Source organism: Mesorhizobium sp. A623 (assembly GCF_054489405.1).
On sequence record NZ_JBTMXB010000012.1, the window covers coordinates 134,476 to 147,964 of the forward strand.

Here is a 13,489-nt window from a genome sequence, read left to right on the forward strand (position 1 = left end):
AGATTATCGCATGTTTCCGGCTGAAATGGGGAAGACCTTTGCCCTGCCCTTTCCCGCAGCCCGCATTGAGACTATAGCGCAGGCATGGCACAGACCATCTACAAGATATGCCCCGCAAGCCTTTGGCGCGAAGCGGAAAAGACACGCCGCTTCCTCGGCGCGCCGGTCGACATCGCCGACGGCTTCATTCATTTCTCCACAGCGGCGCAAGCGCGGGAAACGGCGGCAAAGCATTTTTCCGGGCAGGACGGCCTGTTGCTGGTCGCCGTCGACGGCGACCGCCTGGGCGATGCGTTGAAATATGAGCCGTCACGGGGCGGCGCGCTGTTTCCTCATCTTTACGGCGTTCTCGACCTCGACGCCGTAAGTTGGGTTCGCGCCTTGCCGCTTGCCGCCGACGGCCTACATGAATTTCCTGAAATGGATGGCCAATAAGCGTGCTCGATAAAATCGGCCAGAAAATCCTGTTCGCGCTGGACCCGGAAACGGCGCATGGCCTGTCCATCGCCGCGCTGAAAAGCGGGCTTCCAATCAGGACCGGCAGACCCGCCGACAGCCGGCTGAAGACAAGCCTGTGCGGCATCGATTTTCCCAATCCGCTGGGCATGGCGGCCGGCTACGACAAGAATGCGGAAGTGCCCGACGCCCTGCTGGGCCTGGGCTTCGGGTTTGCCGAAGTCGGCACGGTAACGCCGCTGGCGCAGGCCGGCAATCCGAAGCCGCGCATCTTCCGGCTTGTCGAAGACGAGGCCGTCATCAACCGGCTGGGCTTCAACAATGAGGGACACGAGGCGATGGAGCGCCGGCTGGTCGCCCGCAAAGGACGAGGCGGCATCGTCGGCGTCAATATCGGCACCAACAAGGATAGCGCCGATCGGATCGGTGACTATGAACTCGGCATTCGCCGTTTCGCCCCGCATGCGTCCTATCTGACGGTCAACATCTCGTCTCCCAACACGCCCGGCCTGCGCGCCATGCAGGGGCAAGAGCAGCTTGCCGAACTGCTCGTGCGCGTCATGACGGCGAGAGCGGAAGCTTCCGCGCAGCCGCCGATCTTCCTCAAGATCGCGCCCGACCTTGTCGAAGCGGAACTCGAAGCCATCGCCGCCGAGGTGACGGCCAAGCAGGTGGACGGCGTCATCGTCTCCAACACCACGCTGGCGCGGCAGGACCTTCGCAGCAGGAGCGCTACCAGTGAAGCCGGTGGCCTTTCGGGAAAGCCGCTGTTCGAGCGCTCGACCATCGTGCTGGCCAAAATGCGCAAATTGCTCGGTCCCGACAGAGCCATCATCGGCGCAGGCGGTGTCGGCTCCACTGAAGCGGCGTTGGAGAAAATCCGGGCCGGCGCCGATCTGGTCCAGCTTTATACGGGCATGATCTATGCCGGGCCGGGCCTGCCGGCGCGCATCGTTTCCGGCATGGCCGAATTCGTCGGCAAGGAAGGCCTGCCGTCGATCCGCGACCTACGCGACAGCGACCTGTATCTCTGGGCGGCCAAGCCGCTTTAGAAGGGTGGCTTTAAAAGGCGGTTCGCACGCGCAGGCGCAATATAGCCAGCAGGCCGAACCCGCGCATCAGCAAAAAGATGTGCAGCGCCATCCACAGGCCGTTGTTGCCGAAAGGCGTCAGCGCCAGCATTGCGATCACAAAGGCCGCCAGGGACAGCAGCATCATGTTGCGCATGTCGCGCGACCATGTCGCCCCGATGAATATCCCGTCCATCTCGAACGCCAGCACGCCGCTCAGCGCCGTAAACGCCGCCCATGGCAGATAGGTCGAGGCGACGGCGCGTACGTCCGGCGACGTGGTGATGAGGCCGATCAGGCTGTCGCCCGCCAGCAGCAGAACCAACATGGCCGCTGCCGCCAGTGCGAACCCCCAGATCAGCGTCAGGCGCACGGCCTGCCGGAATGCGGCCTCCGCACGGGCACCGATGGCCCGCCCCGCCAGCTGTTCGGCGGCGGTGGCGAAGCCATCGAGGAAGAAACTGGCGGCCATGAAGAAATTCATCAGCACCGCATTGGCGGCCAGCGTCACCGTGCCGAACTGCGCGCCGTGGCGGGTAAACAGGGCAAAGGCCGCCAGCAGCGAGAACGAGCGGATCATGATGTCGCGGTTGAGCGCCATGGTGGCCACGAAGGCGCGCATGTTGAGCAGGCGGGCTTTCGACACGCGCGGCATACTCGCAAAGCGGCGGCTGAGGATGACCAGCCCGGCCAGCGCGGCGATGAATTCGCCCGAGACGGTTCCCCAGGCGACGCCTGAGACGCCCCAGCCCAGTTTCAGGCCGAGCACGATGGACAGGACGATGTTGATGCCGTTGAGAACGAGTTGCAGGAGCAGGCCGAGCCTGCCCTCGCCGCGGCCCAGCACATAGCCGAGGACGGCATAATTGATAAGCGAGAACGGCGCGCCGAGGAGACGGATTCGGATATAGGTATCCATGGCTTCGTTGACGCGTGGTTCGGCGCCCATGAACCATTGCCCGCCAAGCGACACGAGCGGCGCACATACCGCCAGCACCAGGCCGACCACGACCGCGATGAGCACGGCGCGCCAGAACACCGCCTGTTCTTCCAGCGCATCGCCACGCCCGAAAGCCTGCGCGACCAGCCCTGTCGTGCCGGAGCGCAGGAAATTGAAAGTGGTGAAGACCACGTCGAAGACAAGAGCGCCGGCAGCAAGTCCGCCAAGCAGGGCCGCATCGCCGAACTGACCGATCACGGCCGTATCGACTAGGCCAAGCAGCGGCGTCGTCAGATAGGCAAGCGTCATCGGTACGGCGATCGCCAGTACCGATCGGTTCGAAACCGTGAACGGTCGGGCAGCCAATGTCGAAGCCTGATCCAGGGCGGCTTTCCTCAAGAAGTGTCGATCAACCGAAATATGCGGCCGGTGGTGCTATTTCCGGAAACTGGCAAGCCGCAGCAGGAGAAAGGCCGGAACAACGATCGCGGCCCCCAGCAGGATATAGCCGAGGAAATGATCGAGAGCGCGGAAGCCCATGTTCCAGATGTCGAGGAAAAATTCCTTGATGCGGTAGAGCACGTCGAGTGGCGACCATCCGAAGGCACTCATCACCAGCCCGACGAGGAACGAGATGACGATGAGTTTCAGCAGCACCTTGATGGGACTGTCGCCGAGAAAGCGGTTCAATGCGGACAAGGCGCGGCTCCAAATTATTCCGATCGTGTCAAATAGCACGTGCAGACAATGCTTCAAGCCATCGGCGCTTCAAGCCATCGGCTTTGCGATTGCCCGGCGACCCTGCTTCATGATAACGAGGCTGCTGCGCGGGTATGATGTAATGGTAGCTTGTCAGCTTCCCAAGCTGAACGCGCGGGTTCGATTCCCGCTACCCGCTCCAGCCGCACTCGAAAAGTGCGCGTTTTCACAGGGCGCATTCACTTTCTGGCCCGATCAAGCTTGCTGATTCGCTCTATCGATCGAACCGTGCGATCCGCACCTTACCGGAATCACCGGGGATGCGGTCGAGCCAAGGTACGGGTCTTCATTTGCAGAGTGGGGCTTCCGGCTCGAAGGCTCGCCGGAAGCGCGCCGATCATTTTGAAACGGCAACCAGTGCTTTTTGTCGGCTCCGGCCCGGCCTTGCGCCGTCACCGTTCAGCCGGCTTGGTTCCGCCAGTGCCTTGATCTTCTTTTCCTGGCGCTCACGGCCATATGACGTGATCCCGATCACGCTCGAGGTTCGGGGACCATCTTCGCGGCCGTCTTTCGGCTGCCTGGAGGCGATCTGGCCGTTTGCGCACGCCAACTGCGCTTCCGCCACGCCCGTCGCTGCCACCGCACTTCCGAGTTGCTGTTTCAGCGCGGCGACCTCGCCGGCCTCCGCGATGTTCCTCCTGACTGCGGTTTCGAGCTTAGCCTTCATGACTTCGGCCTCCGCCCTGAAGCGCTCGTTCGTAGCTACGTGGCGGTTCTGTACTTCTTCGAGATCGGCTTCCAGGGTCATCATGCGCTCCTGGCCTTCAGCCAACCGCACCTGGGAGTGCTCGGACTGCTTCTGCAGGCGCCGACATTCTTTCTCGGTGTTGTCGTGGCGCATGCGCAAATCCGCCATTTCGGCTGCTTCGGCTTTACGAATCGCGGTGGTTTCGTTGAGTTTCATCTCGAGTTCGGAATAACGCTGCTCGACCGCCGCCAAGCTGATTTGCTGGTTCACGCATTTCTGACGCAGCAACTCGTTTTCGCGGGCATAGCGGTCGACCGTGGTTGTCTTTGTGGCGAGTTCGTAGATGAGCGTCGTCTTCTCGCTGTCTGCCTGCGCAAGTGCGTCGCGTATCTCAACGGCTTCGATCTGGGATCGGCCGAGCGCAATTTTCACGTCGTCATAGTCCTTGATCAGAAGTTCTATCCGGCGCTTGCTGGCTTCCTCCGCGCTTTCCAACTGGCTTTGCGCGTGTTTTGCCTGTTCGAGTTGTTCCGACAGGCGACGATTTTCGCTCGAAAAGGCGTCGTTCGCCTCTTCGAAATCATTCGCCCTGAGAACGCCTGACCGCAGGCTGCCGAGAAGGCGGTTCGCTGTCACGTGAGCGGCCCCTATGGCGGCCAGCGTCGTGTCGAGGACTTCCAGGCCTGAGGCGGAAGCGCGCATCTCGCCCTCGAAAGCGGCAAGTGCGGCAAGGCTGGCCTGGGTGATGGAGGTATGTTTTGGTTCAGTCGGGGCTGCATCCGTCACGTCGTCTCCAGCCGGTTCCAGATCGGGAATGCGTTCCCAGTCACCGGGCAGTTCTTCCGTAACATTATCCTCCAGTACATCTTCCAGCTCGTCTTCGAAGCTGGCAAATTCCATCTCTGGAACTCGAATTTCTTCGTGGGATACCGTGGCTTTGTATTTCGTCATGCCGAACATGCAACTGCCTCCGCTCTACTCAATTAACGGGAGCTTTCATCACATCTCTCGTCGAACTGTTTACGTTGTGTAAAGCATGTAATCTTTATTTCACAGGGATGTTTAATGTCGTAGTTAATATGATCGTTCAAATTTATGCTATTTTTCCTAAATCTGAAAATTAGTATTGGCGAGTAAGGTCGATTCTCTTCACACTCATAAATTCAGCGATGCTACCGGATGCCTCACAGGCATACTTTTCCTGGCACGAGACTGTTGGTATGCCGGGGTGCTCATGGGATGAAAGGGGCGTCATGTTCACCATTGAGGCGCTTGCGACGTTCAGGCAAGAGGTCAAGAAAAGCCGGTTCCTGGCGGTTGCCGGACCTGTGTCGAGCGAAGAGACCGCAAAGCAGTTCGTGGCCGCACACTCGGATCCGGCGGCGAACCACAATTGCTGGGCATGGCGTGTCGGCCAGAACTACCGCTTCAGCGATGACGGAGAGCCAGGAGGCACCGCTGGCAAGCCCATTTTGCAGGCGCTGGACGGTCAGTCGCTCGACAATCTCGCCGTCGTGGTCACGCGCTGGTTCGGAGGCATCCTGCTCGGTAGCGGCGGGCTCATGCGCGCCTATGGTGGAACCGCTGCGGCTTGCCTGCGGGCCGCCCAAAAAATCCCGATCGTCGTGACCGTCGACACGTCGTTCATGTGTGGATTTTCCGATCTGGCAATGGTCCAGGCACGGCTATCGACCTTGCCCGATGTCCGGATTCTATCCGAGAATTTCGTCGCGAGCGGCGCGGAACTGACGGTTGCGCTCCCCGAAGCCGAGGCCTCGTCCATCTTAAAAATGATCGTCGATCTTACCAGCGGTCGCGCGCGGGTCTTGTAGGGCACCAGACTTCGCGGCCAATCGACAGTCGGGCTATGCCGCCGGCAAAATGCCGAACTCTTCAGGACTGAGCATAAGGTCCGCCAGCGTATAGCGGTCGACCGTGGCCGTGAAGGCCGCAAGCGCCTCTGATAGAACGCCGCGCAGGCGGCAGCGCGGCGAGATGAGGCAGCGGTCGTCGCTGCGGAAACATTCGACCAGCGCGAAATCCGGCTCGGTCGCCCGCAAGACGTCGCCCAGGCAAATCCTCTCCGGCGCCATCGCCAAAGTAAGGCCGCCAGAGCGGCCGCGCACTGCCCTCAAAAAGCCCCCGCGCGTCAATTGATTGGCGACCTTCATCAAGTGGGCGCGCGAAATTCCGTAGAGTTTCGCAGTCTCCTCGATCGTGACCAGCCTGTCGCCCCGTGCGCCGGCATACATCAGCAGACGCAGCGCGTAGTCTGAAAAATCGGTCAATCGCATCTTGAATTCCTTGGCAACGGGTGCTGCTCGACAATAGACCATAGCCAATAACGGCAGGTCGCGCTCCGATCAAACATGCCTCGCTCAACGCGCAAGGCGGCGCGCCGCCGCTGCAGCCAGCACGCAAAGCACCGCCAGCTTGACGATTTGCAGCGCGATATAGACGACATGCAAGCTGGATTCGGGCGGCTGCTGCCCGGTGATGATCAAGCCGACGCGCTGGTCGAGAACCGGCAGCAGCCAAATCGTTTCGACCACGACCATGGCGGCCACGACGACCGCGACGGCAAGCGAAAGCCATGCTCTTGGCCCGCTCACGACAAGAGCAAGCAACAGGATGGCCAGCGCCCATTCGACCTTGTTGAAGACGCCGAAGGTTTGACGTCCGACGTCGAGCGCAACGGCGAGCAACAGGCTGGGCGCCAGGAATTTCGCCGGCGTCGCCAGAAACGAGACGCCGAGCAGGAGACCGATCCACAGCATGGCCACCACCAATTCGAGCACCAAACGACCGCGCTTGTCGACCCGATCCGCCATTGCAATTTCCTTGCCGATAATAATATGTATGTTAAATATATCTTTTTATGGAGGCACGCAAGGAACCCTCGATGGCCGGAGCGCGGTTGCCGACGATTGTCGAGGTCTTACAGGAGGATAAAACGATGGCACCGAACGTTCGCCTGAAAACGGTCGAGGACGCTAGCCCGATGCCGTCGCCAGTAACTGCTGCACCCGGCGCGACGATAGAATTCGCCACCGAAGACATCGTCGTGGACGCGACGCTTGTCGCAAGCCTGCTGAAACTTGCCCCGCAGGATGTTCCCGAACTGATGCGGAGCAAGGCCATCACGTCGATCTGCGAACGCGGCATCGACGACCATGAAGGCGAATACCGCCTGAGCTTTTTCTTTCAAAATCGCCGCGCACGCCTCACAATCGACGGCAAGGGCAATGTCCTTCGCCGCTCGGTCATCGATTTCGGCGGCAATTGCACAGCGTGGGTAGCTGAGCGGCCTGGCCGGTTCATGCCCTGACGCAAAACGAGGATCCGTCATGCCTTTCAACGAACGTTCCAAACACATCACGCAAGGCGTGGCACGCTCGCCCAACCGGGCCATGTATTACGCGCTCGGCTACGAGGAGGCCGATTTCGACAAGCCGATGATCGGCATCGCCAACGGCTACTCCACCATCACGCCCTGCAATGCCGGCCTGCAGCCGCTCGCCGATGCGGCCATCGCCGCCATCAGGGACGCGGGCGCGAACCCGCAGGTGTTCGGCACGCCGACCATTTCGGACGGCATGTCGATGGGCACCGAAGGCATGAAATATTCGCTTGTGTCGCGTGAGGTTATCGCCGACTGCGTCGAGCTTTCAGTGCAGGGCCAGTGGATGGACGGCGTTCTGGTGCTGGGCGGCTGCGACAAGAACATGCCGGGCGGCATGATCGGCATGTTGCGCGCCAACGCGCCGGCCATCTACGTCTATGGCGGCACCATCAAGCCCGGCCGCTGGAAAGGGCAGGACCTGTCCATCGTCTCGTCGTTCGAGGCGGTCGGCGCTTTCATGGCCGGCACGATGAGCAAGGAAGATTTCGATGGCATCGAGCGCAACGCCTGTCCCTCCACCGGCTCGTGCGGCGGCATGTATACCGCCAACACGATGAGTTCCTCGTTCGAGGCGCTCGGCATGTCGCTCATGTATTCCTCGACCATGGCCAGCCCCGACCATGAGAAGCTCGAAAGTGCCGCCGAATCCGGCCGCGTACTGGTCGAGGCGGTGAAGAAGAACATCAAGCCGCGCGATATCGTCACCCGCGAAAGCATCGAGAATGCGGTGGCGCTGATCATGGCGATCGGCGGCTCGACCAACGCAGTGCTGCATTATCTCGCCATCGCGCATGCCGCCGAAATCGAATGGACGCTGGACGATTTCGAGCGCGTGCGCCGCAAGGCGCCGGTGTTGTGCGACCTGAAGCCGTCCGGCAAATACATGGCGGTCGACCTGCACCGGGCCGGCGGCATCCCGCAGGTGCTGAAGCTGTTGCTCGACGCCGGACTGCTGCACGGCGGCTGTATAACCATCACCGGCCGCACGCTGGCCGAGGAACTGGCCGACGTGCCCGACGTACCGCGCGCGGATCAGCATGTCATCAAGCCGATCTCGGAAGCGCTATACCGCGAAGGTCATCTCGCCATCCTGAAAGGCAACCTTGCCAAGGATGGCGCGGTCGCCAAGATTACCGGCCTGAAAAACCCGGTGATCACCGGCCCGGCGCGCGTCTTCGACGACGAGCAATCGGCGATGGAGGCGATCCTTGCCGACAGGATCAGGCCGGGCGATGTGCTGGTTCTGCGCTATCTCGGGCCGAAAGGCGGACCGGGCATGCCGGAGATGCTTGCGCCCACCTCCGCGCTGGTCGGGCGCGGCCTCGGCGAAAGCGTCGGCCTCATCACCGACGGGCGCTTTTCCGGGGGCACCTGGGGCATGGTGGTCGGCCATGTCGCGCCGGAGGGCTATGAGGGCGGTACGATAGCGCTGGTCGAGGAGGGCGATCAGATCACCATCGACGCGCACAGGCTCCTGCTGCAACTGGACGTAGACGAAGCCGAGATCGCCCGCCGGCGGGCGGCATGGGTGCAGCCGGAACCGCGCTACAAGCGAGGGGTTCTGGCCAAATTTTCCGCGCTGGCTCGCCCGGCCAACGAGGGCGCCATCACCGGCTAGGCCCACCCTGCCCGACGGCCGGACCGGCCTCTATCTTCCGGACCGCGCCGTACTATTTTCAGGCAGGACCGTCGCTTCTCTTAAAACATACATTGACGATACCTCTTTTGAGGCGTAGACAAAATCACCAGCCACCGGCTGGCCCTGTAGAGCTTTTTCCAACGTCCTTTCTCGTGTGAGCAATCCGATCTGGGCCGCGCCTACGAAGGATTCTGGCCGACCTAAATCAAGGAGCAAACCCATGTCCGATGCCACCGAAACCATTGTCGATGTGCGCATGCTGGTGCCGGCGCAGCGCCACGCCAAAATCTTCCAGCTCGTCGACGACCTCGCGGCGGGAGCGTCTTTCACTCTGGTGAACGACCACGATCCGAAGCCGCTTTACTATCAGCTGGAGGCCGAGCATCCGAAGCAGTTCTCATGGACCTATCTGGAGCGCGGTCCGCAGGTGTGGCGGGTCGCGATAGGCAAGCTCGCCGCCTGAAAGCGCCGCCGAGCGGGCGTGCCGAAACGGCGGCGCACGCTCAGCAGCGCTCCGATTGCCGAATGTCGATCGGTCCCAAGCCCCAACCCAAGGAGAACCTCCGTTGAACGGCGTCTCGCTGTCCCGCTGGACAATGTCTTACTTCGCCGCGGCGGTCGTTTCTCTCATCGCCGCCTTGAGCCTGATGGCGGCGGGTTTTGGCTTCCCCCACGCACCCATCGACGCGCCCGAAACGCTCGTCGTCGTGCACCTTGTCGCGATCGGCTGGTTGAGCCTGCTCATGTGCGGTGCGATGTTCCAGTTCGTGCCGGTCCTGATCGCCCGTCCGCTCATCTACGACCGACTTCCCCTGCCGGCGCTCGCCTGTCTGCTTTGCGGGCTTGCCGCGCTGCTTTGCGGTTTTCTGTGGCTCGGCGGAACGATCGATACGGCGCTGCCCCTGTTTCCCATCGCCGCAGCGCTTTTGGGTTGCGGCTTCGCGCTTGTCTTGTGGAGCCTCGCGCATACGCTGATAGTGGCCCGGCCGCTGCCCTTGCCGGCGCGGTTCGTCGGCATCGCGCTGGTCAGCGTAGCGCTGACTGCGGCCCTTGGCATCGTCTTTGCACTGGTACGCGGCGGCATGCCGGTCGCACCGCACCTGGTCGATCTTGCCGTGTCAGGCGTACCGGTTCACGCAATTGCCGGCCTTGGCGGCTGGCTCACCTTCGCGGCGATGGGCGTCAGCTACCGCCTGCTGGCCATGTTCATGCTGGCGCCGGAGCTTGACCGGCGGGGCAGCCGCGCGGCGCTGCATCTTGGAACGGGTGCGCTCGCCATCGCCATTCTTGGCGGAATTGCCGCCATTTGCCTCGGCTGGAACCGCAACGCCTTCCTGCTTGTCGCCGGCGTGCCGGCGCTCGGGGCGTTGGCGCTCTATGGCCGGGATATGCTCAGCCTCTATCGCCAGCGCAGGCGGCGCGTCATCGAGCTGAACGCCCGGATGGCCGTGCTGGCTTTCGCTTCGCTTGGCCTTGCTGTCCTGCTCGCAATCGTCCTGCTGGTTCTGAACAGCCTTCAACAACAGGTCGGCGCGCTCGTCTTCCTGATCGCTTTCGGCTGGCTGTCGGGGCTGGGGCTGGCCAAACTTTACAAGATCATACCGTTCATGACCTGGCTGGAATGCTACGGGCCGATCCTCGGCAAGAAGCCGACGCCACGCGTCCAGGACCTTGTGGTGGAGAAGCGGGCGCGAAAGTGGTTCTACCTTTATTTCCTGGCCGTCTGGTCCGGCACCATTGCCCTTCTGTGTGGGCAGCCGCTGGCGTTCCAGCTTGCCGTTGGCGTTATTCTGGTCGCGGCGCTGGGGATCGTCGTGCAATTCGTGCGCGCCCGCATGCTCGCCGACGTGAAGGCGGAAAGCCGTCTGGCCAACGAGGCGCCCAGGCCGGCGCTGCTGTATTCCTTTGCAAGCAAACCATGATGTGAAAGAGGATGACGCAACCATGACGACGACATTCGTGGATCTCGATGTCCGCCCCGCGCTGAAGGCGGGCGAAGAACCTTTCGGCCAGATCATGGCGGCGGCCTCGGCGCTTTCGCCCGGTCAAGGTCTGCGGCTTCTGGCGACATTCAAGCCGGTGCCGCTGTTTCAGGTGCTGGGCTCCAAGGGCTTTTCGCATGAATCGCGGGAGATCGGCGGCGGGGATTGGGAAGTCCTGTTCACGCCCACAAATCAGACCAAGCCAGCCGACACACCACCGGTCTCCGCCGAAGCTTCCGATAGCGGCCATTGGCCCGAACCCGCCCGCCACCTCGACAACCGGGATCTCGACCCGCCGGAGCCGATGGTGCGCATTCTGGCGGCGGTCGAGGCGATGAAACAGGGAGAAGTCCTGTCGGCGCTGTTGTGTCGCGAGCCGATCTTTCTGCTGCCCGAACTCGCCAAGCGCGGCCATGAATGGCACGGCGGTTTCGAACCCGACGCGACGAGCTACAAGCTTCTTGTCCGGATCGGGGCGACGGAGGCAGTGGCCAAATGACCGTGGAGGCAACCGACAGCCTCACCGACCAGATCAGGGAAGCGCTGCGCCTGGTGATCGATCCCGAGCTTGGCGACAACATCATCGAACTGGGCCTGGTTTACTATGTCGCGGTGCAGGATGGCGGCGTCGCCAATATCGTCATGACGACGACCACGCGCGGATGCCCGACGACCGAATATCTCAAGAACGGCGCCCGCGAAGCGTCGCGGCCTTGGCGGCCAGCGGAAACGTCGATCGCGCTTGCCGGCTCGCCGGCCGCGCCTATGTCGCATTGCGGCTGAGCGAGCCGTGGACAGCGCGCCGCTTCGACGTTCTGTTGCACCGGTTGACGCGCCCGTCTGACCAAGCATGAGCGGCCATATTCGCCGCATGGCAAACTCATGAGGGGTTGGCGGTTCACACAGGCTCGTCAACGCGGGTGCGGCCGTCCGAAAGTTCGTCGCAACGAACCTACTGGCCTGCCCCTTCCTTGACGATGCCGTCCAGCAGGTCGTTGACTTGGTCGCGGCCATCGCCCTTGGGCAGGCGGCGGAAGCCGACCACGACCGTGCCGGGCTTGGCTTGCGCCTCATAGGCGAAGACGATGTAGGGACAAAAGGCGATGTTGCCGATATCGGCCTCCATCACCGCGCGCGAGACCACCGCCGAACAGAACTGCATGAACTCGGCGTTCTTGTAGAGCGCCTTGGCCGCGCCGACATCGCCGGCAGTGCGCTTCAGCATCTCGCCGATATGGCCGTGATAATCGACATTGTAGCCGCGATTGATGATGGCGTCCTGAATGTCCGCCGTCACATCGGCGAAGGGGACGTCCGTCTCATAGGTCGTGACCAGTTCATCGGCATTGGCAGCACCGGCAAGTCCGAGCAACGAACCGGCAAACACGGTGGCGGCAAGGGCCGCGATCCTCAGTCTGGTCATTTCGTCCTCCTAAGCACTGCCCGGCTTGCTTTTGGCACCGGTCTCGCGATTATACATAGAAGAGTCGCTATGTTTAGACCTAATATCGTACGCCGCCTGTTTTAACGGTCGCGGCCGAGAGGAGCGCCTATGAAAAATCGTCAGACGCAATTCAGGCGCGCCTTCGGGCGCAGGGACGTGCTCAAGCTGGCGGGCGCGGCGGCCGCATCGCTGGCATTTGCCGGCCGGGCGCTGGCCGTCGGCCGGCTGACGCTGGGCGACGCGGAAATCGTCACCGTCAATGACGGCACGCTGACCTTGCCGATGAGCTATTCCTACGGCGACGCGCCGCAACCGGAACTTGTCCGCCTGCTTGCCGACAACGCCATGCCGACGGACACCTTGCGGCCGGACTGCAACGTGACGATCCTGAAACGCGGCGACCGCGTCGCCGTCTTCGACGCCGGTTCCGGGCCGAATTTCATGGCCACCGCCGGCCGGCTCGTCGCCAATCTCGCCGAGGCGGGAATAGACCCGGCCGACGTCACCGATGTCGTCTTCACCCATGCGCATCCAGACCATATCTGGGGCGTAACCGACGATTTCGACGAGCTGGTTTTCGCCAATGCAAGCTATCACATCGGCCAGGAGGAACATGATTTCTGGTCGTCGCCGGACGCGCTGCAGACGGTTCCCGCCGACCGGCAAACCTTCGTCGTCGGCGCCCAATCCCGCTTCGAGGCAATCCGCGACCGGCTGACTTTCCTGAAGGCCGGAGCCGAGGTTCTGCCCGGCGTCGAGGCCGTATCGACGCCCGGCCATACGCCCGGCCATATGAGTTACATCGTCCATAGCGGGGCCGACCAGCTTGTCGTCATCGGCGACGCGATCACCCAATCGATCGTCTCGTTCGCGCATCCCGAATGGCCGGCCGGCGCCGACCAGGACCCGACACTCGCGATCGAAACACGAAAGGCGCTGCTCGACCGGCTGGCCGGAGACCGCTCGCGCGTCGTCGGCTATCATTTCCCGCATCCGGCGACGGGCATGGTGGAACGCGGCGGCGGCGCTTACCGGTTTGTCGCGGGTTAAAGCATGTCTCCCGAAAGTGGGAACCGGTTTCGGGGTAAAGACATGCGAGAAAACAAGG

General features: G+C 62.3%; 16 protein-coding genes and 1 tRNA gene. 11 read left to right on the forward strand and 6 right to left on the reverse strand.

The window, feature by feature from the left end; all coding sequences use genetic code 11:
• The first annotated feature begins 84 nt into the window (after positions 1–84).
• Together ACX3P1_RS14755 and ACX3P1_RS14760 are read left to right on the forward strand one after the other, a co-directional pair.
• On the forward strand, positions 85–435 hold the full coding sequence (locus ACX3P1_RS14755; protein ID WP_459080339.1) for a DUF952 domain-containing protein: 351 nt from the start codon (positions 85–87) through the stop codon (positions 433–435).
• Positions 432–1,508, forward strand: a complete 1,077-nt coding sequence (locus ACX3P1_RS14760; protein ID WP_459080380.1) for a quinone-dependent dihydroorotate dehydrogenase — start codon at positions 432–434, stop codon at positions 1,506–1,508. Before ACX3P1_RS14755 ends, ACX3P1_RS14760 begins: the two co-directional genes overlap by 4 nt.
• 10 nt (positions 1,509–1,518) lie before the next feature.
• Here the strand turns inward: ACX3P1_RS14760 and ACX3P1_RS14765 are convergent, their stop codons facing one another.
• Positions 1,519–2,865 carry an MATE family efflux transporter gene (locus ACX3P1_RS14765; protein WP_459080340.1) on the reverse strand — a complete coding sequence of 449 codons (1,347 nt, stop codon included), beginning with the start codon at positions 2,863–2,865 and terminating at the stop codon, positions 1,519–1,521.
• Positions 2,866–2,901: 36 nt separating this feature from the next.
• Positions 2,902–3,165, reverse strand: a complete 264-nt coding sequence (locus ACX3P1_RS14770) for a DUF6460 domain-containing protein (RefSeq protein ID WP_459080341.1) — start codon at positions 3,163–3,165, stop codon at positions 2,902–2,904.
• 128 nt (positions 3,166–3,293) lie between these two features.
• Here ACX3P1_RS14770 and ACX3P1_RS14775 point away from each other — a divergent pair.
• Positions 3,294–3,367 (forward strand) — tRNA-Gly (locus tag ACX3P1_RS14775).
• 195 nt (positions 3,368–3,562) lie between these two features.
• Here the strand turns inward: ACX3P1_RS14775 and ACX3P1_RS14780 are convergent.
• Positions 3,563–4,873, reverse strand: a complete 1,311-nt coding sequence (locus ACX3P1_RS14780) for a hypothetical protein (RefSeq protein ID WP_459080342.1) — start codon at positions 4,871–4,873, stop codon at positions 3,563–3,565.
• A gap of 293 nt (positions 4,874–5,166) precedes the next feature.
• Between ACX3P1_RS14780 and ACX3P1_RS14785 the strand changes: the two genes are divergently transcribed.
• Positions 5,167–5,745: an IMPACT family protein gene (locus tag ACX3P1_RS14785; RefSeq protein ID WP_459080343.1), complete on the forward strand. Its 579-nt coding sequence runs from the start codon at positions 5,167–5,169 to the stop codon at positions 5,743–5,745.
• Between the two features lie 33 nt (positions 5,746–5,778).
• On the opposite strand, the gene ACX3P1_RS14790 is transcribed toward ACX3P1_RS14785, so the two are convergent.
• Positions 5,779–6,207, reverse strand: coding sequence for an RrF2 family transcriptional regulator (locus ACX3P1_RS14790; RefSeq protein WP_459080344.1), 429 nt, complete (start codon positions 6,205–6,207; stop codon positions 5,779–5,781).
• Between the two features lie 84 nt (positions 6,208–6,291).
• Positions 6,292–6,744 (reverse strand): hypothetical protein, encoded by a 453-nt coding sequence (locus tag ACX3P1_RS14795; protein WP_459080345.1) that lies wholly within the window; start codon positions 6,742–6,744, stop codon positions 6,292–6,294.
• Between the two features lie 125 nt (positions 6,745–6,869).
• Between ACX3P1_RS14795 and ACX3P1_RS14800 the strand changes: the two genes are divergently transcribed.
• The 6 genes from ACX3P1_RS14800 to ACX3P1_RS14825 all read left to right on the forward strand — a co-directional run bounded on the left by ACX3P1_RS14800 (position 6,870) and on the right by ACX3P1_RS14825 (position 11,720).
• Positions 6,870–7,241 (forward strand): DUF6522 family protein, encoded by a 372-nt coding sequence (locus ACX3P1_RS14800; protein WP_459080346.1) that lies wholly within the window; start codon positions 6,870–6,872, stop codon positions 7,239–7,241.
• 19 nt (positions 7,242–7,260) lie between these two features.
• On the forward strand, positions 7,261–8,934 hold the full coding sequence (gene ilvD, locus ACX3P1_RS14805; RefSeq protein ID WP_459080347.1) for a dihydroxy-acid dehydratase: 1,674 nt from the start codon (positions 7,261–7,263) through the stop codon (positions 8,932–8,934).
• A gap of 241 nt (positions 8,935–9,175) precedes the next feature.
• Positions 9,176–9,418: a DUF2249 domain-containing protein gene (locus tag ACX3P1_RS14810; protein ID WP_459080348.1), complete on the forward strand. Its 243-nt coding sequence runs from the start codon at positions 9,176–9,178 to the stop codon at positions 9,416–9,418.
• A 103-nt stretch (positions 9,419–9,521) separates the two neighbouring features.
• Entirely contained in the window at positions 9,522–10,877 is a 1,356-nt protein-coding gene (locus ACX3P1_RS14815; protein ID WP_459080349.1) for a hypothetical protein, read from the forward strand.
• Positions 10,878–10,899: 22 nt separating this feature from the next.
• Entirely contained in the window at positions 10,900–11,436 is a 537-nt protein-coding gene (locus ACX3P1_RS14820) for a DUF2249 domain-containing protein (protein ID WP_459080350.1), read from the forward strand.
• Positions 11,433–11,720 (forward strand): metal-sulfur cluster assembly factor, encoded by a 288-nt coding sequence (locus ACX3P1_RS14825; RefSeq protein WP_459080351.1) that lies wholly within the window; start codon positions 11,433–11,435, stop codon positions 11,718–11,720. The genes ACX3P1_RS14820 and ACX3P1_RS14825 overlap by 4 nt, the downstream gene beginning before the upstream one ends.
• Before the next feature lie 169 nt (positions 11,721–11,889).
• Here ACX3P1_RS14825 and ACX3P1_RS14830 read toward each other — a convergent pair whose 3' ends face one another.
• Positions 11,890–12,360 carry a DUF302 domain-containing protein gene (locus ACX3P1_RS14830; RefSeq protein ID WP_459080352.1) on the reverse strand — a complete coding sequence of 157 codons (471 nt, stop codon included), beginning with the start codon at positions 12,358–12,360 and terminating at the stop codon, positions 11,890–11,892.
• Positions 12,361–12,489: 129 nt separating this feature from the next.
• Here ACX3P1_RS14830 and ACX3P1_RS14835 point away from each other — a divergent pair, with 129 nt between their 5' ends.
• Positions 12,490–13,431 carry an MBL fold metallo-hydrolase gene (locus tag ACX3P1_RS14835; RefSeq protein ID WP_459080353.1) on the forward strand — a complete coding sequence of 314 codons (942 nt, stop codon included), beginning with the start codon at positions 12,490–12,492 and terminating at the stop codon, positions 13,429–13,431.
• The last annotated feature ends 58 nt before the right edge of the window (positions 13,432–13,489 follow it).